The organism is Cellulosimicrobium cellulans (assembly GCF_024124905.1).
Taxonomy (GTDB): domain Bacteria; phylum Actinomycetota; class Actinomycetes; order Actinomycetales; family Cellulomonadaceae; genus Cellulosimicrobium; species Cellulosimicrobium cellulans_G.
The window spans coordinates 270,817-293,496 of record NZ_JAMXST010000002.1; the positions used below are offsets into that span (position 1 = coordinate 270,817).

The following is a 22,680-nucleotide window of genomic DNA, read 5'->3' on the forward strand; positions in this document are numbered from 1 at the left end:
TCTCGTACAGTCTGTGCGGAGAAGACGCACAACGGGAGCCGACCGGGACGGAGGACCGCGTGCTCAACGCCGCCCGGCTGCAGATCCTCGCCCGGCTCGAGAGTCTCGGGACCGTGCGCGCGGTCGGCGCGTCCCTGCACCTCAGCCCGTCCGCGGTCTCCGCGCAGCTCGCGGCGCTCGAGGCGGAGACCGGGGCGCGCCTCGTCGAGCGGACCGGGCGGCGCGTGCGCCTCACGCCCGCCGGCCGCACCCTCGCCCGGCACGCACGCGTGATCCTCGACCAGATGGCGCTCGCGGAGGCGGAGCTCGCCCACCCCGACGGGCAGCCCGCCGGGGTCGTCCGGGTCGCGGCGTTCTCGAGCGCCGTGCGCGCCCTCGTGATCCCGCTCGCGCGACGGCTGGCCGCCGAGCACCCCCGGGTCCAGGTCGAGGTCGTCGAGCTCGACCCGCGCGAGAGCGGTCCGGCCCTGCGCCGCGCGGACGTCGACGTCGCGGTGACCGCCGACCTGCTCGACGGCGCGCGGCTCGCGGGTCCCGACGTCGCGACCGTCCCGCTGCACGAGGACCCGGTCGTCCTCGTCACGCCGACCGACGCGTCGGCGGACGCCCCGGCGGGGACGGTGGTGGGGGAGGGCCCGGTCGACCTCGCCGACCTCGCCGACGCGCGCTGGGCCGCGGACCTGCCCGGCCGGTACCTCTCGACCCTCGTCGAGAGCGCCTGCCGCGACGCCGGTTTCGAGCCGCGCGTCGTCGCACGGCTCCCCAGCTACGAGCTGCTGCTCGCCCACGTCGAGGCGGGCCTGTCCGTCGCGCTGCTGCCGGGCCTCGCCGTCGACCCGCGCTACGACGTCGTCGCGCGCCCGCTGCGGGTGCCCCGGACGCGACCGGTCTACGCCGCCGTGCGCCGGGGTGCCCCGCCCACCGCGGCGACGAGCGTCGTCCTCGCCGGGCTGCGCCGCGTCGCGGCCGCCGCGACCGCGGGCGGCGGGGCGCCCGCGGTCGCGCGGTAGCGGGCCGACGGGCGCGCCCTACACTGGGCCCCAGCACCGCACGACGACGTGGGAGGTCCCGTGCCGCGCACTCTCGCACCGCCGCTGCGCTCGGACGCGCACCCGCGCCGCCCCGGCGCGCGCCGCGACGCCCGCTCGGTCCGTGCCGCCTACCGTTCCTTCCTCGTCGACGGCGTGCTCCCGCCCGGCATCCACCCCGTGGTGGCCGACTCGTGGCGCCGGTCCGTGCACAGCGGCGTCGACCCCGAGGGTCCGCGCACCGGCTCCGGGCTCGCCCACGACGACCTCGTCGCCTACCGCGACGCCCACCCGCTGGCGTCCGTCATGCCGGTGGTGCGCGAGCTCGTCGTCGACGCCGCGGCCGACGACGGCCTGGCCGTCGCGGTGTCCGACGACGCGGGCCGGCTCCTGTGGGTCGAGGGCAGCCGCTCCCTGCGGGACGCCGTCGAGCGCGTCGGGTTCGTCGAGGGGTCGGTGTGGCGCGAGGAGCGCGTCGGGACGAACGCGCCCGGCACCGCGCTCGCCGCACGCCGCGCCGTGCAGGTCCTCGGCGCCGAGCACTTCTCGCGCCCCGTCCAGGCGTTCAGCTGCACGGCGGTCCCCATCCACGAGCCCGGGACCGGCCGCGTCCTCGGCGTCCTCGACGTCACGGGCCGGCAGTCGGCCGCCTCGGGCGTCGTGCTCTCGCTCGTGCGCGCCACGGTGCTGAGCCTCGAGCGTGAGCTGGCCCAGCGCGCGGCGGCGCCGACGACCGACGGCACCGGGGCCGTCCCCGCGCCACCGCACGACGGCGCGCCCGAGCTGCTCGTGCTCGGGTCGTCGCCCGTCCTCCGCGCCCCGGACGGCCTCGGGCACCGCCTCTCCCTGCGGCACGCCGAGATCCTCGCGCTGCTCGCGGTGCACCCGCGCGGCCTGTCCGCGGACGAGCTCGCCGTGCTCCTGCACCCGGGCCACCTCTCCGACGTCACGGTGCGCGCCGAGGTCTCGCGCCTGCGCCGCGTCGCCGGCCCGCTCCTCGCCGGGTCCCGCCCGTACCGCCTCGCGCGCCCGCTGCGCACGGACGCGGACGACGTGCGCGACCTGCTCGCCGTCGGCGACGTCCGGGGAGCGATCGCCGCCTATCGCGCGCCGCTCCTCCCGCGCTCCGGCGCGCCCGCCGTCGAGCGGCTGCGTGCCGAGCTCGCGGCCGAGCTCCGCACGGCCGCCGTCTCCGCGCGCGACGCCGACGTCCTCGACGCCTGGACCCGCACCGACGACGGCGCCGAGGACCACACGGCGTGGACCCTCCTCCAGGGCCTCGCCGACCCCGGGAGCCCGCGCTGGGTCCGCGCGCGCGCCCACCTCGACCTCCTCGACGACGACCTGGGCTGACCGCCCGCAGCGCTGCAACGGTCGTGCAACCCTCCGGCGCCTAGCGTCGTGCCACGGCGCGACGAGGCGCCGTGCCGCGCACCGCCGTCGGGCATCTCCCGCCCGGCCTCCCTGGGGGCGCGGCGAGCCAGCACTGCGAGGAGGCAGACGATGACGGTCTACGCAGCCCCCGGCACGGACGGGGCGATCGCCGAGTACAAGGCCCGGTACGACCACTGGATCGGCGGCGAGTACGTCGCGCCGGCCGGCGGGCAGTACTTCGAGAACCCGAGCCCCGTGACGGGCCGGACCTTCACCGAGGTCGCCCGCGGGAACTCCGACGACGTCGAGCGCGCGCTCGACGCCGCGCACGGCGCCGCCCGGTCGTGGGGCCGCACGAGCGCGACCGAGCGCGCCAACATCCTCAACAAGATCGCCGACCGCATGGAGGAGAACCTCGAGCGGATCGCCGTCGCCGAGACGTGGGAGAACGGCAAGCCCGTCCGCGAGACGCTCGCCGCCGACATCCCGCTCGCGATCGACCACTTCCGCTACTTCGCCGGCGCGATCCGCGCGCAGGAGGGGTCGATCTCCGAGATCGACGAGGACACCATCGCGTACCACTTCCACGAGCCGCTCGGCGTCGTCGGCCAGATCATCCCGTGGAACTTCCCGATCCTCATGGCCGTGTGGAAGCTCGCCCCGGCGCTCGCGGCGGGCAACTGCGTCGTGCTCAAGCCCGCCGAGCAGACGCCCGCGTCGATCCTCTTCCTCATGGACATCGTCGGGGACCTGCTGCCGCCCGGGGTGGTGAACGTCGTCAACGGGTTCGGCGTCGAGGCCGGCAAGCCGCTCGCGTCCAGCCCGCGCATCCGCAAGATCGCGTTCACGGGCGAGACGACGACCGGCCGCCTGATCATGCAGTACGCGAGCCAGAACATCATCCCGGTCACGCTCGAGCTCGGCGGCAAGTCGCCGAACATCTTCTTCTCCGACGTCGCCGACGCGCGGGACGACTTCTACGACAAGGCCCTCGAGGGGTTCACGATGTTCGCCCTCAACCAGGGCGAGGTGTGCACGTGCCCGTCGCGCGCCCTCATCCAGTCGTCGATCTACGACACGTTCCTCGGTGACGCGATCGAGCGCACGCAGGCGGTGAAGCAGGGCAACCCGCTCGACACCGAGACGATGATCGGCGCGCAGGCGTCGAACGACCAGCTCGAGAAGATCCTGTCGTACATCGAGATCGGCAAGGCGGAGGGCGCGAAGGTCCTCACGGGCGGGACGCGCGCCGAGCTGGGCGGCGACCTCGCGGGCGGGTACTACGTGGCGCCCACGATCTTCGAGGGCAAGAACTCGATGCGGATCTTCCAGGAGGAGATCTTCGGGCCCGTCGTCGCCGTGACCGACTTCTCCGACTTCGACGACGCCATGACGATCGCCAACGACACCCTGTACGGGCTCGGGGCCGGCGTCTGGTCGCGGTCGGGCAACACGGCCTACCGCGCGGGCCGCACCATCGAGGCCGGGCGCGTGTGGACCAACTGCTACCACGCGTACCCGGCGGCCGCCGCGTTCGGCGGGTACAAGGGCTCCGGCGTCGGGCGCGAGAACCACAAGATGATGCTCGACCACTACCAGCAGACGAAGAACCTCCTGGTCTCCTACTCGGCCCAGAAGCTCGGCTTCTTCTAGCCCTCGCTCCCTACCCCGCCGAACACGGGGTTGCTGTCGCTCTGATGTCCGGAAAGACAGCAACCCCGTTCTCGGCGGCGCGCATTCTCGTTCTCGTCCCGTGCCCAGGAGGTCCTCGTGCCCGACGACGTCCCCTCGCCTCACTCGGACCGCTCACCTGCGGGGCGAGTCGCGCTCACCGACGACGCCGCGGCGCTGCTCGCGCGGCTGCGGCCGGTCCACGGCGAGCTCATGTTCCACCAGTCCGGCGGGTGCTGCGACGGGTCGTCGCCCATGTGCTACCCGCAGGGCGACTTCCTGCTCGGCGACGCCGACGTGCACCTCGGCGACCTCGCCGTCGTCCCGGACGACGGCGGACCGGGCGAGCCCGGCGGCGCGTGCGCGTTCACGGTGCCCGTGTGGATGAGCCGTGCGCAGTTCGAGTACTGGAAGCACACCCACCTGACGATCGACGTCGTGCCCGGCCGCGGCGCGGGGTTCAGCGTGGAGGCGCCGGAGGGCGTGCGGTTCATCATCCGGTCGCGTCTCCTCACCGACGACGAGTGGTCGGCGCTCCACGTGTCCTAGGCTGGGCCACGGCCGCCCAGGACCGGAGAGGAGGGGCGCGATGAACGACCTTCTCGTCGTCGCGCGCGACGTCGCGTCGGCGCTCGCGCTCCTGCTCGGCACGTCGACCCTCACGGCCACGCTCTTCCTCCTCGGTGCCACCGCCCTCGTCGCGGCCGTGGCCGTGGTGACCGCACGCTGGGGCGCCCCGCTCGCGCTCGGCGTGGCAGCGCGCCCGGCGGGCCGGCTCCGCGACACGGTCGACGTCGGGCCGGTCGTCACCCAGAGCGACCCGGACGCACCCGGCCGCGCCCGGCCACGGGCGCCCGGCCGTCTCCTCGGCTGATCACCCGGCCGAGGCCTCCCGCACCCGTACCCCGCGCGCACGACGCCGCGGGCGTGCTCCTGCCTGCCGGCGCAGGGTGATCGGCGAACGCGTACCCCGCACGTTCGACCGAGGACACCACCATGAACCTGCTCGACCTCCCGCTCGTCTCCACCGTGCTCGACGCGGCCTACCGTGCCCTGATGGGCCTGTCCCACCTGCTGGAACCCGTCGCCGGAGGAGCGGCCGCCGCCGGGGCCGTCGTGCTCCTGACGCTCGCCGTCCGCGCCGTGCTCGTCCCCGTGGGCGTGTCGCAGGCGAAGGCGGAGCGTGACCGTGCACGACTCGCGCCCCGGCTCGCGGAGCTCCAGCGCCGCCACCGCCACGACCCGCAGAAGCTGCAGCGCGCGACGCTCGACCTCTACGCCGCGGAGGGCACGACGCCGTTCGCCGGCTGCCTGCCGATGCTCGCCCAGGCACCGGTGGTCGGCGTGGTCTACGCGCTGTTCCTCCATGCGCAGATCGCCGGGCACGGCAACGCGCTGCTGGGCCACACGCTGTGGGGCGCACCCCTCGGTTCGAGCCTCGTCGGCTCGCTCGGTGCGGGTGCGGCGGCCCTCCCGACCCTCGCTGTCGCCGGCGCGGTCGTGCTCCTGATCGCGCTCGTCGGGGAGCTGACGCGTCGGGCCAGCCTGCCCGGCGGGCGCCTCGCCGTGCCCCGGACGCCGACCGGCCCCGGCGCGTCGGGAACCCCTGGCGCCCCGGCGGGACCCGCCCTGCAGAACGCGCTCGGCGCTCTGCAGTTCATGACCGCGGTGATCGCGTGCTTCGTCCCGCTCGCCGCGGGGGTGTACCTGCTCGTGACGGTGACGTGGACGCTCGTGCAGCGGCTCGTCCTGCGTCGGCGGTACCCGTTCGAGGCGGTCGCCTAGAGCGACGGCGCGGCGGGCCTGGTCACGGGCCCGCCGCGCGTGCGAGGGTGTCGGGTATGACCGATATGCTCCCGTACCGCGACGACGCGGACGACGTCGAGGTCCCGCTGCTGGGCGGTGACGTGTCGGACGGGATCGTCCGGCGCGGCGACACGGTCCGCCGTCCGCGCGGCCCGCACAGCCCTGCCGTCGAGGCGTACCTGCTGCACCTGGAGCGCGCGGGCTTCGAGCGCGCGCCGCGGTTCCTCGGTGTCGACGACGACGGTCGGGAGGTCGTGACGTTCCTGCCGGGCGAGATGGGCGGTCGGCCGCCGCACGCGTGGGCGGCCGACGAGGACGTGCTCGTCCAGCTCGGGGAGTGGCAGCGCGACCTGCACGCGGTGTCGCGCGACGTCGTCCTGCCCGACGGCGTCGCGTGGCCCGAGCGGGTGCAGTTCCCGGAGGTGCCGGACGTGTTCGACGTGCCGGACGTCGTCGGGCACAACGACCTGACGGTCGAGAACGCGCTGTTCGTCCCGGCGGGCGAGGACCCGCAGGGTCCGCGCCGGCTCGTCGGCGTGGTCGACTTCGACCTCGCCGCGCCGACCACGCGCCTGCTCGACGTGGCGACGACCCTGCGCTACTGGGCGCCGGTGAGCGCGCCCGAGAGGCGGCCGGAGGCCCTGCGGGGCCTCGACGCGCCGCGGCGCGCGCGCATCCTCACCGAGGCGTACGGGCTGGACCGGTCGGAGCGGCTCGCGCTGCTCGACGTGCTGGCGCAGCGTTTCGCGCGGAGCTGGTACGCGATGCGGCACGCGGCGCAGACGCGGGGCGGCGGCTGGCAGCGCATGTGGGACGACGGCGTCGGGGACGCCATCCGCGAGGACGAGGCGTGGTTCGCGGCCCAGCGGGTCGACTTCGTGCACGCGCTGGGCTGAGCGTGCCCCTCGCGCGGCGGGGCACGCTCGTGCGCGAGTCCCGCGTGGAGCAGGCGCCGCCCATGGGCGGCACGGGGCTCAGAGCGCGGCGAACCGTCCCACGGCGACGAACACCGACAGGGCGAGCAGCACGACGTTCGCCGGCACGGCCTTGGCCTCGCCGAGGCGCACGTGCAGCGGGATCGCGCCGACCTGCGTGAGCGCGAGCCCGACCGCCGCGACCGGCGTGAGGACCGGCGCGACGCCGAGCGCCCAGGGCAGGATCACGCCGACGGCGCCCGCGACCTCGAGCCAGCCGATCGCACGCACGCCCGCGGTGCGCTCCGGCGTCACCCACCGCATCTGCTCCTGGAGCACGGGGATCGGGCGCAGGGCCTTCATGAGGCCGGCGCCGAGGAAGGCGAGGGCGAGGAGACCGGAGGCGATCCACAGGGCGACGTTCATGCGCGAGTCCTTCGAGGGGAGGCGGCGACGGCCCAGGGCGGCCGGTCACTCTTTGTGCCTGGGCACATGATGGGTAACCATGGGTGGCGCTACAAAAGGCACACCCGTGTGCGAGAGGCACACGGAGCCGCACGCCCTGGAGACGGAGACCCCCCATGACCACGACGCCGAGCACCCACGTGCCCGTGGTGCGCGAGCTCGCGGAGCGGCACGGCATCCCGGCGGACGGCGGGTGCGCGGCGGCCGAGGCCACGAGCGAGGTGCGTTCGGTGCTCGACCGGGTCGGGGACAAGTGGAGCGTCCTCATCCTGGGCATGCTGTCGGGCGGGCCGCAGCGGTTCACCGAGCTCCTGCACGGCATCGACGGGATCTCGCAGCGCATGCTCACGCTCAACCTGCGACAGCTCGAGCGGGACGGGCTCGTGAGTCGCACGGTGCACGCCGTCGTGCCACCGCGCGTCGACTACGCGCTGACCGACCTCGGCGCGACCCTCCTGCCGCCTGTGCTCGCGCTCGTCGAGTGGGCGCTGGAGAACACGACCACCATCCGCGACCACCGCGACCGGTTCGACGCGCGGGGTGCCGCGGCGGGCTGACGCGAGCGGTCCGTCGTCGGACGCCCTCCGGTCGTCGACGCCGCGGTCACCCGCGGTGCAGCATCGACCGCACGCGCGACCACAGGCGCTTCACGGGACCGTCCGTCCGCACCACTGGGATCTGCGCCGTCTCGACGCCGCGCACGAGCCACGCCTCGGCGTGCGCCATCGCGTCCGCGGTCGACTCGCCGAGCACGGGTCGAGCCGGGTACACCGCGATCCGCTCGTGCAGGCGCACGTCGATGACGTGCTCGAACTTCTCCGCCAGGTCCGGGTCCACGCCGCTCACGTACAGCCGCCCGCCGCGCTCGCCGAGCCGGTCGGCGTAGTGCGCGAGCACGGTGAACGCGGTCGCGCCGAGGCTCGCCCGGCCGCGCAGGCGCAGCACGACGACGGCGTCGTGGGCGTGCGCGGGCTCCGGGAGCGCGGCCTCGAGCGAGCGGGCACCGGCGTAGAACAGGCTGCCGTAGACGTCGAGCACCGTGACCGTCGCGTCGTCGAGCCGCCGCGGCGCGGGCTCCTCGCGGTAGCGCCCGTCCTCGAGGGGGACGAGGCGGACGATCCGCAGGTCCTGCGACTCCCGGTTCGCCTGGAGGAGGATCGAGAGCGCGGCGCCGATCCCCACCGCGGCCGCGACCGGCAGGAGGAGCGTGGCGAGGAACGTCGTCGCCATCGCGACCTGGGACTGGCTGCCCGTGCGCCACGCGGTGGCCATGGCCGAGAGCCGGATCGACCCGACCGACGCGACGGCGAGCAGCGCCGCGAGCGTCGCCGACGGGACGGCCCCGACCGGCCCGGACAGCGCGACGAGGACGACGAGCACCCAGACGCCCGACATGATCCCCGCCCAGCGGTCGCGCGCCCCCGCGGCGGTGCTGATCGCCGTCTGGCCGACCGAGCCGCCGACCGGGATCCCGCGGAAGAACCCCACCGCGAGGTTGGCGACGCCCTGACCGACGAAGTTGCGGTTCGGGTCGGCGCGACGCCCGCCGGGGTTCGGGACGGACTCCGCGACCCCCGCGCCCTGGACGAGCACGATCGCCGCCACCGCGAGCGCCCCCACGGCGACGTCGACCGACACGAGCCCCAGGTCGGGCAGCGCGAGGGACGGCAGGCCGGCAGGGATCTCGCCCGCGTCCCCGACGAGCTGGACGGACGTCGCCCCGAGGGCCCACACCGCGACGGCGGAGACCACCAGCGCCACGACCGCGGCGTACGGGGCGACCCGCGTCCGGCCGAGGGCGAGGAGCAGGACGACCGACCCCAGACCCACGACGAGCGTCGGCAGGTCCCACGTCCCGGGAGACCGGAGCACCTGGTACGCCTGGCCGACGGCGAGCGACGCGGTCGGGTCGGCCCCGGTGAGGTCGTCGAGCTGGCCGAGCAGGATGTTGACGGAGACGCCGGTGAGGAACCCCGTCATCACGGAGTGCGACACGAAGCCGGTGAGACGACCGAGGCCCACGAGCCCCGCGACGATCATGACCGCCCCGGCGAGCGTCGTGAGGAGGATGAGCGCCGCGAGCCGGTCCTCGCCGGCGACCCCCGCGAGCGCCGAGCCGGCGGCGAGGGCGGCGGCGCTCGTCGTCGTGACGATCATGAGCCGCGAGTCGACGGTGAGACCGCCCGCGATGCGGCCGATCGCCGTCGCGTACAGGCCGTGGATCGGGTTGACGCCGACGAGCGTCGCGGTCGCCATGCCGTCGGGGACGCCGCCGACGGCGCCCGGCACGCCGGCCCCGGCCGAGCGCCAGAACGTCCCCGGGGCGGGCCGGACGCCGTCCCACCAGGCGCGGACGGCCCGCACCGGCCGCGGGCTCATCGGGTCTCCCACGGGTGCGCCATGGGGAGACTCTGGCACGGCAGAGGCAGGGCGACCACAGCAACGCCGCGGCGCCCGCGCCCCGGTGGCGGTCAGCTCGCGAGCGGGTCGTCCGCCGTGAGGTACCAGGGCTCGTAGCCCTCGAGCGAGAGCGTCCACAGCCCGGCGGCGCCCGCCGGGACCGCGAGGCAGACGTTGCCCGACACGGTGTCGTCGGTGCCGATGATGCCCGTGCCGACGAGCGGGTCGGGCACCGCGCCGCACTGGCCGTCGGCGACGACGCCGTCGTCGCCGACGAAGCCGAGGTCGACCGCGCCCGACGCGGTGACCTGGGAGCTCGGGCCGAAGTAGGTCGCGGTGACCGGCACGATCCAGTACTCCGTGCCCTCCGGCGGCGCGGCGTTGACGTCGCTGTGCGCGAGGACCTCGGCGGTCGCCTCGTACGGTGGGTCGAGCAGGACCTCCCACTCCTCCCCGCCGATGGTGTAGCCGTCGAAGAACCACGGGTCGTCGGGCGTGCCGGAGCCCTCCCACTCGCCCTCGGGCCAGTCCTCGTCCGACCAGTCCTCGTCCGACCACTCGTCGGTCGGCGCGGTGTACCACGCGGCGATCTGCCCGCCCGCGTCGCTCGCCACACCGGCCGCGAAGCCGACCCCTCCGCCCACGGCGAGGCACGCCGCGCCGACGATCAGCCCGACGGCGGTGCGCGACAGCCCGCGGCGCGCGGCCGCGGGGGGCGGGGCGGGGAGCCCGGCGACGGGGTACGTCGGGCCCGTGCCCGGGGCGCCCGACGGGACGGGGCCGTAGCCGGGTACGGGACCGTGCCCGGGAGGGGGTTGCAGGGGAGGAGTGTGCGCGAGAGGAGAGGGTCCGGGGGCGGGCGGGGCGCTCGCGGACCCGGGCACCGGGACCGGTGGCAGCGGCGTCCCGGGCGCCGGCGGGGGTGGACCGGACGGGCCCGACGTCGACTGGTTCGGCGGCGCGAAGGGGTTGCTCATGGTGCTCCGGGCTCGTGCGGGCGAGCGCCCGGACGACGGGTGTGTCGCCGCGCGTGGCCGGATGCTCCCACACCGCGACCTCCCCGCGCCACCACGTGACCCGGGGGCCCCACGGCCGACCACGCCGCCGCTCGCCCCCGAGAACGACCTTGGTGTCGTTATCGCGCGGATAACGACACCAAGGTCGTGTTCGGCGGAGCCCGAGTTACGGCTGGTCGGGGTCCGAGCCCACCAGGAACTGCGAGTACGCACCGATGGTGAGGAACGTCGGGAAGTCCTCGGCCAGCGCGACGGCGCGGAAGACGTTCGCCGCGTCGTCGATGCGGTTGCCCGGGGTGCGCGGCAGGTCGTCGACGATCTCGGCGAGGAGCGCCTCGACGCGGTCGCGCGTGATCGGCACGCCGTTCTCCGTGCGCGTGCCCGACGCGATCCACTGCCACACCTGCGACCGCGAGATCTCGGCCGTCGCGGCGTCCTCCATGAGGTGGTCGATCGCGGCGGCGCCGACGCCCCGCAGCCACGACTCGAGGTAGCGCACCCCGACCGACACGTTGGACCGCAGGCCCGCGGCGGTCACCGTCGCCCCGGCGCGTCGTGCCGAGCCGATGTCGAGCAGCTCGTGCTGACCCACCTCGACGTCGTCCCGCAGGCGGGACACCTGGTGCGGCCGGTCGCCCAGCACGGCGTCGAACTCGGCACGCGCGACCTCGATGAGGTCGGGGTGCGCGACCCACGTGCCGTCGAACCCGTCCGTCGCCTCGCGGCGCTTGTCGGCGCGCACCTGCTCGAACGCGCGCTCGGTGACGTCGGGCCGGCGTCGGTCGGGGATGAACGCGCTCATGCCGCCGATCGCGTGCGCGCCGCGCTTGTGGCACGTCGCGACGAGCAGCTCGGTGTACGCCCGCATGAACGGGGCGGTCATGGTGACCTGCGCGCGGTCGGGCAGCACGTACGAGTCGCCGCGCGTGCGGAACGCCTTGATGACGGAGAACAGGTAGTCCCACCGCCCGGCGTTGAGCCCCGCGCAGTGCTCGCGCAGCTCGTGGAGGATCTCCTCCATCTCGAACGCCGCGGGCAGGGTCTCGATGAGCACCGTGGCGCGGATCGTGCCCTGCGGCAGCCCCAGGTACTCCTGGGCGAGCACGAACACGTCGTTCCACAGCCGCGCCTCGCGGTAGCCCTCGAGCTTGGGCAGGTAGAAGTACGGTCCGCGACCGCGCTCGACGAGCTCGCGGGCGTTGTGGAACGCGTAGAGCCCGAAGTCCACGAGCGACGCCGACGCCGACACGCTGACCCCGGCCCGGTCGACGTACCGCATGTGCTTCTCGATGAGGTGCCACCCGCGCGGGCGGAACACGATCGTCGGGAGGTCGGTGAGCGTCGTCGAGCGCAGGCGGTACTCCTTGCGGTGGTCGCCCGCGCCGGTCGTGTGCGTCAGCGTCCCGCGGATCGCGTCGTGCAGCGCGAGCTGGCCCTCGACGACGTTGCGCCACGTGGGGCTGGAGGCGTCCTCGGCGTCGGCGAGCCACACCTTCGCGCCCGAGTTGAGCGCGTTGATCGTCATCTTGGGGTCGGTCGGGCCGGTGATCTCGACGCGTCGGTCCTCGAGCCCCGGCGCGCCGTCCGAGCCCGCGACGCGCCACGACGGGTCGTCGCGCACGGGCCGCGTCGCGGCGCGGAAGTCGGGGTCGATCCCGTCCGCGACGTCCTGACGGCGCTGCTGGCGGTCCATGAGGAGCTCGTGGCGGCGGGCCACGAACCGGTCGTGCAGCAGCGTGAGGAAGTCGAGCGCCTCGGGCGTGAGGATCTCGCGGTAGCGCTCGCCCAGCGTCCCGGTGACGCGCAGCGTGCCGGTGACGCGGAAGGCCCCCGACGGCGTCGGCGCGCCCGGGCGCTCGGCGTGCGGGCCGCCGTCGGGCCCGGTCCCGGACGGACCGGAGGCCGGGGGAGAGGTGGTCGTGGTGAGGGTGCTCATGGCGTGCTCCGAAGGTCGATGTCGCGAGGTAGAGCTCTGGTAGGCCGAGGTAGAGCCCTGGTCCCGCGAGGTAGAGGCCTGGGCATGACCAGGCCTCTACCTCGCGGGACCGGGCCTCTACCTCGCGAGAAAGGGTTAGTGGAACTGGGCGGTCTCGGTGGACCCGGCGAGCGCGAGGGTGGCGGCGTCGGGGTTGAGAGCCGTGGCGACCCGGTCGAAGTAGCCGGTGCCGACCTCCCGCTGGTGGCGGGTGGCGGTGTAGCCGTCGGCCTCGGAGGCGAACTCGGCCTCCTGCAGCTCTACGTAGGCGGACATCGCGCGCTCGTTGTAGCCGCGCGCGAGCTCGAACATGGAGTGCGAGACGGCGTGGAAGCCGGCCAGCGTGATGAACTGGAACGCGTAGCCCATGGCGGCGAGCTCCTTCTGGAAGCTCGCGATCTGCGCGTCGTCGAGGTGCTTCTTCCAGTTGAACGACGGCGAGCAGTTGTAGGCGAGCTTCTTGTCCGGGTGCTGCGCGTGGATCGTCTCGGCGAACGTGCGCGCGAGCTCGAGGTCGGGCTCGCCCGTCTCGACCCAGATGAGGTCGGAGTACGGCGCGTACGCGAGGCCCCGCGCGACGACCGCGTCGAGCCCCGGGCGCACCCGGTAGAAGCCCTCGGACGTGCGCTCGCCCGTGAGGAACGGGCGGTCGCGCTCGTCGACGTCGGACGTGAGCAGGTCCGCGGCGAGCGAGTCGGTGCGGGCGATGATGACCGACGGCACGCCCGCGACGTCGGCCGCGAGGCGCGCGGCGTTGAGCGTGCGGATGTGCTGGCTCGTGGGGACCAGCACCTTGCCGCCGAGGTGGCCGCACTTCTTCTCCGACGCGAGCTGGTCCTCCCAGTGCACGCCCGCGGCGCCCGCGGCGATCATCGAGTGCATGAGCTCGTACGCGTTGAGCGGGCCGCCGAACCCGGCCTCGGCGTCGGCCACGACCGGGGCGAGCCAGTCGCGGCTCGGCGCACCGGACTCCGCCGTCTCGATCTGGTCCGCGCGCAGGAGCGCGTTGTTGATGCGGCGCACGACGGCGGGCACGGAGTTGGCGGGGTAGAGCGACTGGTCGGGGTACGTCTGGCCGGACAGGTTGGCGTCGGCCGCGACCTGCCACCCGGACAGGTAGATGGCCTGGAGGCCCGCGCGCACCTGCTGCACGGCCTGGTTGCCGGTGAACGCGCCGAGCGCGGCGACCCACTCCTCGGTGTGGACGAGGTCCCACAGCTTCTCGGCGCCGCGACGGGCCAGCGTGTGCTCCTCGCGCACCGAGCCGCGGAGCGCGACCACGTCCTCCGCGGTGTAGTCGCGCTGGAGGCCGGCCCAGCGGGGGTCGGTCGCCCACTGCTCGGCGATCTCGGCCGCGGTCTGGGTCTGGTCGCCGGGCCGGGAGCCGGAGCGGTCCGGGGTGCGGCCCGCGACGTCCGCCGTCGTCGCGACGGCGCCGAGCGGACGGGCGCCGCCCGCGTACTCGGACGGGGAGCGGCGGCTGACGATGGTGGGCCTGTTCACGGGTGCCTCCTGGTGGTGCGCCGGTCCGCGCTGCGCGGACCGGACGGGCCGGTCGGTGGACCTCGGCGAGGTCCGTGCTTCGACCTTCCTCCCGCTGACAACCCCGTCTCAAGCCAGATCGAGCGAAAGAATCGCACTTCTTCTCTTGTGCGGAAGGAGTGGCGCGTGTCACTCTCAGTCATGGCTATCCCGACGACGCGACCGGCCGGAATCGCGGAACATGCGGAAATCCCGCTCGAGAGCGAGCCCGACGCCCTGACGATCGGCCGCCGGATCCGGCACCTGCGCACCGCGCGGGGCATGACGCTCGACGAGCTCGGCGCGGCGATCGGCCGCGCGCCGTCCCAGGTGTCGCTCCTGGAGAACGGCAAGCGCGAGCCCAAGTTCGCCCTGCTCCAGGCCGTCGCGCGGGCGCTCGGCGCGAGCCTCGACGACCTGCTGTCGCCCGAGGCGCCGTCGCGCCGGGACGCCCTGGAGATCGAGCTGGAGCGCGCGCAGCGCGGTCCGCTCTTCGACGCGCTCGGGCTGCGCCCGGTCCGGGTCGGCAAGTCGCTGCCGACGGACGCGCTCGAGACGATCGTGGCGCTGGAGCGCGAGCTCCAGCGCCTGCACACCGAGCGCGCAGCGACGCCCGAGGAGGCGCGCCGCGCCAACGCGGAGCTCCGCGCGACCATGCGCGCGCAGGACAACTACTTCCCGGAGCTCGAGGACGCGGCGGCCGAGCTGCTCGACGGCGTCGGGCACGCGGGCGGCCCGCTGCCCCAGCGGGTCGCGGCGGACATCGCGGCCCACCTCGGGTTCACGCTGCACTACGTGGGCGACCTGCCGCACTCGACGCGCTCGGTGCTCGACCTGCGCCACCGCCGCGTCTACCTGCCGAGCAACGGGATGCGCGGGCGGTCCAACGCGACGTCGGCGCTCCTCCAAGCGCTCGCGCCGCACGTGCTCGGCCACGCGGAGCCGCGCGACTACCGCGAGTTCCTGCGCCAGCGCGTCGAGGCCAACTACCTCGCGGCGGCGCTCCTGCTGCCGGAGCGTCACGCGGTCAAGGCGCTGCGCGCCGCGAAGGACGCGCGCGAGATCTCGATCGAGGACCTGCGGGACGCGTTCGCGGTGTCGTACGAGACGGCCGCGCACCGGTTCACGAACCTCGCGACGAAGCACCTCGGCATCCCGGTGCACTTCATGAAGGTCCACGAGTCGGGTGTCATCCACAAGGCGTACGAGAACGACGGCGTGCGTTTCCCGGCGGACCCGCTCGGCGCCGTCGAGGGGCAGTACGTCTGCCGCAGCTGGACCGCGCGCACGGTGTTCGCCGTGGAGGACCGGCTCAGCCCGTTCAGCCAGTACACGGACACCCCGAGCGGCACGTACTGGTGCACGTCGCGCGTCCAGGCGTCGGCGGACGGCGAGTTCTCGGTGAGCGTCGGCGTCCCGTTCGCGCACGTGAAGTGGTTCCTCGGTCGCGACACGACCGAGCGCCTCGTCTCCCGGTGCCCCGACGGCGCGTGCTGCCGCCGCCCGCCCGACGCGCTCTCCGACCGCTGGGCCGGGCAGTCGTGGCCGAGCGCCCGCCCGCACGCGTCGATGCTCGCCGCGATGCCGACCGGCGCGTTCCCCGGCGTCGACACCACGGAGGTGTACGCGTTCCTCGAGTCCCACGCCCCACGGTGAGTGCGGGCGTCAGCCGATCGAGCCGCCCTGGGTCGGCGCGTCCATCGCGTCCTTGAGGCGCGCGGTGTCGGCCTCCGACCAGCCGTCGGGGGCGTGCAGCGCGGCGAAACCGTCGGCGTACTCGAGCTTGTAGACGTGGCCGTGGCCGGGCGGGATGTCCGACGCCGCGGCGACGAACAGGTCGCCCGTGAGCTGCCAGAACGTGACGAACGGGTACCATCGCACGTCGCCCAGGACGTCGGGGCCGCGGGGCTCGCGCAGCCAGTCGGGCTCGGACCACAGCGTCTCCGGGCCCCACCAGGTGACGCCGTCGGACGCGTGCTGCAGGTAGACGACGCGCGGCTCGTCCCACCGGGGACCGGGACCCCACAGGTCCGCGACCCCGGTCTCGACGGGCGCGCCCCACCGGACCTGGCGGCCGTCGTCGAGCACGGGCGCGTACTCCAGCGACCCCGGGTCGCGCGCGTCGGTGAGCTCGCGCCACATCGGCGTGAAGCCGGGCGTCCCCGTGAACATCGCGCCGTCGGAGCGGGCCTCGACGTCCTGCACGCCGCTGAACGCGCCCTGCATGCCGAACGACCCGAGCGAGATGCCGAACGCGAGCAGGCGCGGGCGGTCGTCCTCGGGGAGCTGCGACCACCGCGCGTACACCGCCTCGAACAGCGCCTTGCCGGCCGCGGGCGGGGTCGCGCGGTCGCCGACGAAGCTGATCCAGCTCGGCAGGTACGAGTACTGCATGCTCGCGATCGCGGTGTCGCCGCCGTGCATGAGCTCGAGCGCCTCGACCATGCCGGGGTCCACCCAGCCCGTCCCGGTGGTCGTCGCGACGACCAGGACCGACCGGTCCCACGCGTCGGTGCGGTCGAGCTCGTCGACGACGCGCGCCGCCGTGGCGTCGAGGTCGCCGTCGGGGTCGAGGCCCGCGTAGGCGTGGATCGGCTCGCGCACGTCCGCGGGGTCGACGACGTCGCCCGCCTGGGCGAACGCGGTCAGCTCGTCGAGGGTCGGCCCGGAGACGACGAACTTGCGGCCCTCCGCGCCGAGCGAGTCCCACGTCTCGGGAGACGCCGCCGACCCGGACCGCTCGGGCTGGGCCGGGGGCGTCAGGCGGGGGTCGACGTCGGCGTTCGCGGCCGAGTAGATCGAGTTGAGCGCGCTCATCGCGCCCGACCAGACGACGCCGTTGAACACGAGCACCACGACGACCGCGACCGCCACGCCGCTCACGAACCGCGCGACCGGGGCGGGTACGACCCGGCCGACGAGCCGCGCGACCCAGCGTGCGACGCGGCGCAGCCCTCGCCCGGTCTGGAGCACGAGCAGCGCGACGACCAGCGCCAGCGCGAGCGTGGCGACCTCGCGCCCCGGGACGTCCTCGGACATGCCGAACAGGTGCCGCAGCTCGATCTGGCGGCGGGCGCCGAGGATCAGCGAGAGCGGGACGAGCACGACGGTCGCCCCGGCGAGCACCCACCACGCGACCCGGCTCGCGCGCGCCGTCCACCGGATGCGCAGCCCGACCTTGACCGCGAACCACTCGACGAACGCCCCGACGCCGTACCCGCCGACCGCGCTCACGCCCGAGATCACGGCCTGGTAGTACCAGGCCCGGGGGATGAGGGAGGGCGTGAACGACAGGCAGAACCAGAGCAGCGCGAGCACCAGCCCGGTCGCCGAGAACCGCCGCAGCCACCGCCCCCACGCACCGTGCCGCACGGGCTCCTCGTCGACGGGCTCGGGGGCACGGGTCTCCGTCACGGTGGGCTGCACGTCGCGAGCGTAGGCGAGGCGCTCCACGCCGTCCTGTCGAACCGCTCCGCTCCCGCGGCTCGGTCGGCGGAGGGCGGTTCCACGATGTGAACCCCGGGCGCCCGGACCCGCGGACCGCGCCAGTCTTTCCGCAGCACCCGGCCGGTCGCCCGGCCCGAGGGTGCGGCTGCCACACGAACCAGGGGGAAACCGTCGTGCGCGAGGGGATCAAGCAGTCAGGCCGCGGAGCGGTGCGAGCGCTCCGGAGCGCGCTCCTGGCGGGGGTGGTGCTCCTGCTGTCCGCCTGCGGCGCGGTCATCAGCACGACGCTGACCGTGAACGACGACGGCTCGGGGGTCCGGACCATCACCACGACCCTCTCCGCGAGCGACATCGCGGACCACGTCACGGGCGGTGTCGCCGCGATCGAGGGCGCGATCACGGCGTCCCTGCCGAGCGCGATGACCTACGAAGGGCGCACGGAAGGGCCGGAGGGCGAGTCGATCTTCACCTTCACCGTGCCGTTCGAGGATCCTGAGGACTACCAGGAGAAGGTGGTGTCGATCCTCGGCGCCGGCGGGGTCGTCGACCTCGACACCGGGACGCGGATCGTCCTGGCCGACAGCGTCTTTCGCCAGGGGCTGGAGGTGGAGGAGAACTTCACGTCGCAGGACCTGCTCGCCTGGCTCGTGAACTCGCTCGTCGAGACGGGGGCCGTGCCCGCGGACTCGAGCTCGAACGCCTCGGAGATCGGGACGACCGCGGTGACGGTGGGCGGCGTCGCGTTCGAGACGACGGCGGCCATCGACTTCACGTCCATGAAGGACTTCGGCGTCCGGGGCCTGAGCGTCGAGACCCGGGGGCTCGAGGGCGAGAGCTTCGTCCGCTCGATCAGCTACGACCTCGCCCGGGAGGCGTACAGCCGTTCGCCGGAGGGCTACGACGCCTTCTTCGACGAGGCGACGCCCGAGGGCGGCGAGCTCACCGAACCGGGCGAGGCCGGGACCACCTGGGTCGTGACGTTCCCGGAGGGGACGAGCTCCGACGTCGCCGCGTGGACCGACGTCGCGCTCGCGTCCTCGACGACGGAGTTCGGGGTCGAGCACGCCGTCTCCCCGGACCAGGCGGGAGTGCTGACCACGACCGTCGTCGACGCGGTCGACTGCTCCGCGATCTGCGCCGAGGACGTCTTCGCGACCAGCCACCTCGTCACCCCCGCCGGCTGGTCGTCCAGCACCCTGTACGCCGGGGAGCCGGGGGACGGCGGCGACCGCTGGGACGCGTCCGGGGTCGTAGGGCCCGTCGTCTTCGAGCACGCGGTCCCGTTCGAGTCCGTCGTCGTCGAGGCGAGCCTGCCCGAGTCCGGCGACGGCTCCGTCACCGTCGCGCTGACCCTGACGGCCGAGCACCACGCCGCGGTGGGGGAGCAGCTCGTCGAGGCGCTCCGCCCGACCTCGACCTACGGGACCCTCGCGGTGGACGAGGCGGACGACGCCGTCACGTATCGCGTCGAGCTCACCGGCGACACCGCGACGGGGGAGCTCGACGCGGCGCTCGCCGACTACCTTCCCGGCTCTCGGCTCGCCGTGTACCCGCTGCCCGGCGGCGCGTTCACCCGGTCCTACGGTGCGGACCTCGACCTGGTGCTCCGCCCGGAGTGGACGCAGGGCGGGGCGGCCGCGGCCCCGACCTACGTCGTGACGCTGCCGGGAGTCGACATCGACGGCACGTCGGTGCTCCCGCAGGGGAGCCAGGTCGAGGGCGGGACCGTCTCGGCGTCGCCGGGCGCCGAGCCCGCGACGTTCGGTCTCCAGGGCACCGGCCCCAAGGTGGCCGCGCTCGTCGTGGTGATCGGTGTCGGGCTGGTCGTCCTCGCCGGGCTCGCCGGTGGCGCGTGGTGGTTCCTCCGGCGGCGGCGACCGGTGCCGGACCCCGACACGCAGGTGCTGCCGGCGGTCCCGCCGCCGCCGGCGCCGCCGCGCGTCGGCGGGTAGTGCGCCCGGCCCGCCCGGCCCGCCGGGTCGGGCCGGCCGGGCCGGCGGCTCACGCCTCCAGCAGCAGCGCCTCTCCCTGGCCGCCCCCGCCGCACAGCCCGACGGCGACGCGCCCGCCGCCGCGTCGCGCGAGCTCGTGCGCCGCGTGGACGGCGAGGCGGGCGCCGGAAGCGCCGATGGGGTGCCCGAGCGAGATGCCGCCGCCGTGCACGTTGACGACGTCCGGCGAGACGCCGAGCACGCGCGTGGAGACCGCGACGACGGTCGCGAATGCCTCGTTGATCTCGACGAGGTCGAGGTCGTCGACCGTCCACCCGGCCCGGTCGAGGGCCTGCCGGATCGCGCGCGCCGGCTGGGAGTGCAGCGACGTGTCGGGGCCGGCGACCTGACCCCAGGCGCGCACGGTCGCGAGCACGGGCGCGCCAGCGGACTCGGCCCGGGCGCGGGTGGTCAGCACGAGCGCGGCGGCGCCGTCGGAGATCTGCGACGCGTTGCCCGCGGTGATGGTGCCCTCGGGGTCGAACGCGGGGCGCAGGCGCGCGAGGCCCTCGACCGTCGTGTCGGGGCGCACGCCCTCGTCGTCGCGCACCTCGACCGGCTCGCCCCGGCGCTGCGGGACGCTCACGGGGGCGAGCTCGGCGTCGAACAGGCCGTCCTTCGCCGCGGCGGCGGCGCGCTGGTGCGACGCCGCCGCGACGGCGTCCTGCTCCTCGCGCGAGACGAACACGTCGCCGACGTTGGTGCGCTCGGTCGAGACGCCCATGGAGGCGCGGTCGAACGCGTCGGTGAGCCCGTCGCGCGCGACGGCGTCGACGAGCGTCGCGTCGCCGAACGCGAACCCGGCGCGCGACCCGGGGAGCAGGTGCGGCGCGTTGGTCATGGACTCCTGGCCGCCGACGAGCACGACCTCGGCCTCGCCGGAGCGGATCATCCGCGTGCCGTCGATGACGGCGGTGAGCCCCGAGAGGCACACCTTGTTCACCGTCACGGCGGGCACGTCCCAGCCCACGCCGGCGCCTGCGGCGGTCTGGCGCGCGGGGTTCTGCCCCGCCCCGGCCTGGAGCACCTGGCCGAACACCACGGCGTCGACGGCGTCCGCGCCGAGTCCCGAGCGCTCGATCGCGGCGCGCGCGGCGACGGCGCCGAGCTCGACCGCGGTCAGCGCGGAGAGCGAGCCCTTGAGCCGCCCCTGCGGGGTGCGGGCGGCGGCGACGACCACGACGTCGTCGGGGGAGTGCGGGGTGGTGGTGCTCACGGCTGGACCTCCAGGGGTGCGGACGGCGGTGTCTGCGCGGGCGCCGGGGGTGTGGCGCCCGCTCGTGCGGCGGCGGCGTCGACGTCGGCAACGGCAGTGTCGACCAGCCCGAGCAGGAGCCCGAGGAACACGTCCGGCTCCTCGAGGTGGGGGCTGTGCCCGACGCCGGGCCGCACCTCTTCACGGTACCGCCCGCCGGCGGCCGCGTAGGCGTCGAGGACGGCCCGCGTCTGGGCGACCATCGGCTGCGGCGGGTGCGTCTCGGCCCCGGGCCAGCCGGGGACGGCGCCGATCGCGCCGAGCTGCGCGAGGTCGAACAGCGACGTGTCCGAGACGATCGCGTCGGCGTCGCCCCGCACCCACAGCACGGGCGCCGTCGCGCCGGACGTCGCGAAGCCGGACAGGTCGCAGTACTTCGCGCTGATCGCGTTGTTCATGCCGCGCGTCCCCGGCGCGACGCCGGGCCACGTGCCCGACGCCGTCCGGTCGCCCGGGTAGTTGTCGTCGCCCGTGCGCGTCGAGAGCACGGAGTCGAGCAGGAGCTCCTCCAGCGCGCCGAGCGGCTCGCCGAGCGAGGCCGGGTCGGCGACGTAGAACCGGCGCAGCACGTCCCGGGGCGACCCCGCGTCCTCGCTGCGGTCGCCCACCGCGAGCGCCGCGACGAACGCGGGGTTCGCGGTGCCGCCGCCGGACCCGGCGAAGTCGGGGGAGAGCGGCGTGCCGTCGACGTCGCGCGTGCCGCCGAACCCGTACGGCGACATGGGCGCCTCGAGGAGGACCGCGTCGAAGAGGTCGGGCCGGTCCGTCGCGAGCTGGAGCACCACCCCCACCCCCGCGGAGTGCGCGACCGCGACGAGCGGGTGCGCGAGGTCGAGCGCGTCGACGACGGCGGCGACGTCGTCCGCGTAGTCCCGCACGCCCCGCGTCGCGTCGACGGGACGGGTCTCGGCGTCGCCGTACCCGCGCAGGTCGACCGCGACGCCGCGCACGTCGGCGGGCAGCGCGCGCAGCAGCGGGTCGAAGAACGCCGACGACGAGCAGTTGCCGTGCACGAGCAGGACCGTGGCCCGCACGTCGCCGTCGGCCAGCACCTCGCGCACGTGCTCGCGACCGCGCGGGGTCGGGACGTCGCGGCGCAGCACGTCGCGCGTCACGACGGCGTCCCCGCGGCCTGCGTGGACGGTCCCGGCCCGGCGTCGGTGACGTCGAGCGGCGCGTCGTCGAGCGCGACGGCGAGGTCGGGCTCGGTCGCGGCGCGCACGTCGTCGACGCTCACGCCGGGCGCGGTCTCGCGCAGCACGAGGCCGTCGGGCGTCACGTCGATCACCGCGAGGTCGGTGATGATCCGGTGCACGACCCCACGCCCGGTGAGGGGCAGCGAGCACGCGCGCAGGATCTTGGGCGACCCGTCGCGCGCCACGTGCTCCATGAGGACGATGACGCGGCCGGCGCCGTGCACGAGGTCCATCGCGCCACCGGGCCCCTTGACCATCTTCCCGGGGATCATCCAGTTGGCGAGGTCCCCGGACTCGGAGACCTGCATCCCACCGAGGATGGCGGCGTCGATCTTGCCGCCGCGGATCATGCCGAAGCTCAGCGCGGAGTCGAAGAACGCGGCGCCCGGCAGGACGGTGACGGTCTCCTTGCCGGCGTTGATGAGGTCGGGGTCGACCGCGTCCTCGGTGGGGTACGGCCCGACGCCGAGGATGCCGTTCTCCGACTGGAGCACGAGGTGCTTGTCCTCCGGCACGTAGTTGGGCACGAGCGTCGGCAGGCCGATGCCGAGGTTGACGTACCAGCCGTCCTGGAGCTCGCGCGCGGCGCGCGCGGCCATCTCGTCACGGGTGAGCGCCATG

19 protein-coding genes are annotated in these 22,680 nt (G+C 74.9%); 10 read left to right on the plus strand and 9 right to left on the minus strand.

Going from position 1 to position 22,680, the window contains the following annotated elements; all coding sequences use genetic code 11:
• The first annotated feature begins 59 nt into the window (after positions 1-59).
• The 7 genes from NHH00_RS06205 (at position 60) to NHH00_RS06235 (ending at position 6,775) form a co-directional block, all read left to right on the plus strand.
• Positions 60-1,010, plus strand: a complete 951-nt coding sequence (locus NHH00_RS06205; RefSeq protein WP_253050989.1) for a LysR family transcriptional regulator — start codon at positions 60-62, stop codon at positions 1,008-1,010.
• Between the two features lie 60 nt (positions 1,011-1,070).
• Positions 1,071-2,381 (plus strand): GAF domain-containing protein, encoded by a 1,311-nt coding sequence (locus tag NHH00_RS06210; protein ID WP_253050990.1) that lies wholly within the window; start codon positions 1,071-1,073, stop codon positions 2,379-2,381.
• A 150-nt stretch (positions 2,382-2,531) separates the two neighbouring features.
• A complete protein-coding gene (adh, locus tag NHH00_RS06215; protein WP_253050992.1) occupies positions 2,532-4,055 on the plus strand; it encodes an aldehyde dehydrogenase in 1,524 nt (507 codons plus the stop codon).
• Positions 4,056-4,172: 117 nt separating this feature from the next.
• Positions 4,173-4,622: a DUF779 domain-containing protein gene (locus NHH00_RS06220; protein ID WP_253050993.1), complete on the plus strand. Its 450-nt coding sequence runs from the start codon at positions 4,173-4,175 to the stop codon at positions 4,620-4,622.
• 40 nt (positions 4,623-4,662) lie between these two features.
• Positions 4,663-4,947, plus strand: coding sequence for a DUF6412 domain-containing protein (locus tag NHH00_RS06225; protein WP_253050995.1), 285 nt, complete (start codon positions 4,663-4,665; stop codon positions 4,945-4,947).
• 122 nt (positions 4,948-5,069) lie between these two features.
• Positions 5,070-5,858 carry a YidC/Oxa1 family membrane protein insertase gene (locus tag NHH00_RS06230; RefSeq protein ID WP_253050997.1) on the plus strand — a complete coding sequence of 263 codons (789 nt, stop codon included), beginning with the start codon at positions 5,070-5,072 and terminating at the stop codon, positions 5,856-5,858.
• A gap of 56 nt (positions 5,859-5,914) precedes the next feature.
• Entirely contained in the window at positions 5,915-6,775 is an 861-nt protein-coding gene (locus tag NHH00_RS06235; protein ID WP_253050998.1) for a phosphotransferase, read from the plus strand.
• A gap of 78 nt (positions 6,776-6,853) precedes the next feature.
• Here NHH00_RS06235 and NHH00_RS06240 read toward each other — a convergent pair whose 3' ends face one another.
• On the minus strand, positions 6,854-7,219 hold the full coding sequence (locus tag NHH00_RS06240) for a DoxX family protein (protein WP_253051000.1): 366 nt from the start codon (positions 7,217-7,219) through the stop codon (positions 6,854-6,856).
• Positions 7,220-7,374: 155 nt separating this feature from the next.
• Between NHH00_RS06240 and NHH00_RS06245 the strand changes: the two genes are divergently transcribed.
• A complete protein-coding gene (locus tag NHH00_RS06245; protein ID WP_253051002.1) occupies positions 7,375-7,815 on the plus strand; it encodes a winged helix-turn-helix transcriptional regulator in 441 nt (146 codons plus the stop codon).
• A gap of 46 nt (positions 7,816-7,861) precedes the next feature.
• Here the strand turns inward: NHH00_RS06245 and NHH00_RS06250 are convergent, their stop codons facing one another.
• The 4 genes from NHH00_RS06250 to aceA form a co-directional block, all read right to left on the minus strand.
• Positions 7,862-9,637, minus strand: coding sequence for a SulP family inorganic anion transporter (locus NHH00_RS06250; protein ID WP_253051003.1), 1,776 nt, complete (start codon positions 9,635-9,637; stop codon positions 7,862-7,864).
• A gap of 92 nt (positions 9,638-9,729) precedes the next feature.
• Entirely contained in the window at positions 9,730-10,635 is a 906-nt protein-coding gene (locus tag NHH00_RS06255; protein ID WP_253051004.1) for a hypothetical protein, read from the minus strand.
• A gap of 205 nt (positions 10,636-10,840) precedes the next feature.
• Complete coding sequence (gene aceB / locus NHH00_RS06260) at positions 10,841-12,610, minus strand: malate synthase A (RefSeq protein WP_253051005.1); 1,770 nt, start codon at positions 12,608-12,610, stop codon at positions 10,841-10,843.
• A gap of 135 nt (positions 12,611-12,745) precedes the next feature.
• Complete coding sequence (gene aceA / locus NHH00_RS06265) at positions 12,746-14,152, minus strand: isocitrate lyase (protein ID WP_308202270.1); 1,407 nt, start codon at positions 14,150-14,152, stop codon at positions 12,746-12,748.
• Between the two features lie 180 nt (positions 14,153-14,332).
• Between aceA and NHH00_RS06270 the strand changes: the two genes are divergently transcribed.
• Entirely contained in the window at positions 14,333-15,826 is a 1,494-nt protein-coding gene (locus tag NHH00_RS06270; RefSeq protein ID WP_253051006.1) for a helix-turn-helix transcriptional regulator, read from the plus strand.
• A gap of 9 nt (positions 15,827-15,835) precedes the next feature.
• Here NHH00_RS06270 and NHH00_RS06275 read toward each other — a convergent pair whose 3' ends face one another.
• Complete coding sequence (locus NHH00_RS06275; protein ID WP_253051007.1) at positions 15,836-17,596, minus strand: alpha/beta hydrolase; 1,761 nt, start codon at positions 17,594-17,596, stop codon at positions 15,836-15,838.
• Positions 17,597-17,790: 194 nt separating this feature from the next.
• Between NHH00_RS06275 and NHH00_RS06280 the strand changes: the two genes are divergently transcribed.
• Positions 17,791-19,569 carry a hypothetical protein gene (locus NHH00_RS06280; protein ID WP_253051008.1) on the plus strand — a complete coding sequence of 593 codons (1,779 nt, stop codon included), beginning with the start codon at positions 17,791-17,793 and terminating at the stop codon, positions 19,567-19,569.
• Positions 19,570-19,618: 49 nt separating this feature from the next.
• On the opposite strand, the gene NHH00_RS06285 is transcribed toward NHH00_RS06280, so the two are convergent.
• The 3 genes from NHH00_RS06285 to NHH00_RS06295 are packed head-to-tail and all read right to left on the minus strand — an operon-like array spanning position 19,619 to position 22,679.
• Positions 19,619-20,824 (minus strand): acetyl-CoA C-acetyltransferase, encoded by a 1,206-nt coding sequence (locus tag NHH00_RS06285; protein ID WP_253051009.1) that lies wholly within the window; start codon positions 20,822-20,824, stop codon positions 19,619-19,621.
• Entirely contained in the window at positions 20,821-21,978 is a 1,158-nt protein-coding gene (locus NHH00_RS06290) for an alpha/beta hydrolase (RefSeq protein WP_253051010.1), read from the minus strand. The genes NHH00_RS06285 and NHH00_RS06290 overlap by 4 nt, the downstream gene beginning before the upstream one ends.
• The gene (locus NHH00_RS06295) at positions 21,975-22,679 is read right to left on the minus strand and encodes a CoA transferase subunit B (protein ID WP_253051011.1); all 705 of its coding nucleotides are present in this window, start codon (positions 22,677-22,679) and stop codon (positions 21,975-21,977) included. The genes NHH00_RS06290 and NHH00_RS06295 overlap by 4 nt, the downstream gene beginning before the upstream one ends.
• Between the last annotated feature and the right edge of the window lies 1 nt (position 22,680).

What these genes read in the sequence shown, in the direction of transcription:
- NHH00_RS06270 (WP_253051006.1), top strand. Translation starts at nt 14,333, where the DNA reads ATGGCTATCCCGACGACGCGACCGGCCGGAATCGCGGAACATGCGGAA.
- NHH00_RS06295 (WP_253051011.1), bottom strand. Translation starts at nt 22,679, where the DNA reads ATGGCGCTCACCCGTGACGAGATGGCCGCGCGCGCCGCGCGCGAGCTC.
- aceB (WP_253051005.1), bottom strand. Translation starts at nt 12,610, where the DNA reads ATGAGCACCCTCACCACGACCACCTCTCCCCCGGCCTCCGGTCCGTCC.
- NHH00_RS06245 (WP_253051002.1), top strand. Translation starts at nt 7,375, where the DNA reads ATGACCACGACGCCGAGCACCCACGTGCCCGTGGTGCGCGAGCTCGCG.
- NHH00_RS06240 (WP_253051000.1), bottom strand. Translation starts at nt 7,219, where the DNA reads ATGAACGTCGCCCTGTGGATCGCCTCCGGTCTCCTCGCCCTCGCCTTC.
- NHH00_RS06250 (WP_253051003.1), bottom strand. Translation starts at nt 9,637, where the DNA reads ATGAGCCCGCGGCCGGTGCGGGCCGTCCGCGCCTGGTGGGACGGCGTC.
- NHH00_RS06235 (WP_253050998.1), top strand. Translation starts at nt 5,915, where the DNA reads ATGACCGATATGCTCCCGTACCGCGACGACGCGGACGACGTCGAGGTC.
- NHH00_RS06225 (WP_253050995.1), top strand. Translation starts at nt 4,663, where the DNA reads ATGAACGACCTTCTCGTCGTCGCGCGCGACGTCGCGTCGGCGCTCGCG.
- adh (WP_253050992.1), top strand. Translation starts at nt 2,532, where the DNA reads ATGACGGTCTACGCAGCCCCCGGCACGGACGGGGCGATCGCCGAGTAC.
- NHH00_RS06255 (WP_253051004.1), bottom strand. Translation starts at nt 10,635, where the DNA reads ATGAGCAACCCCTTCGCGCCGCCGAACCAGTCGACGTCGGGCCCGTCC.
- NHH00_RS06230 (WP_253050997.1), top strand. Translation starts at nt 5,070, where the DNA reads ATGAACCTGCTCGACCTCCCGCTCGTCTCCACCGTGCTCGACGCGGCC.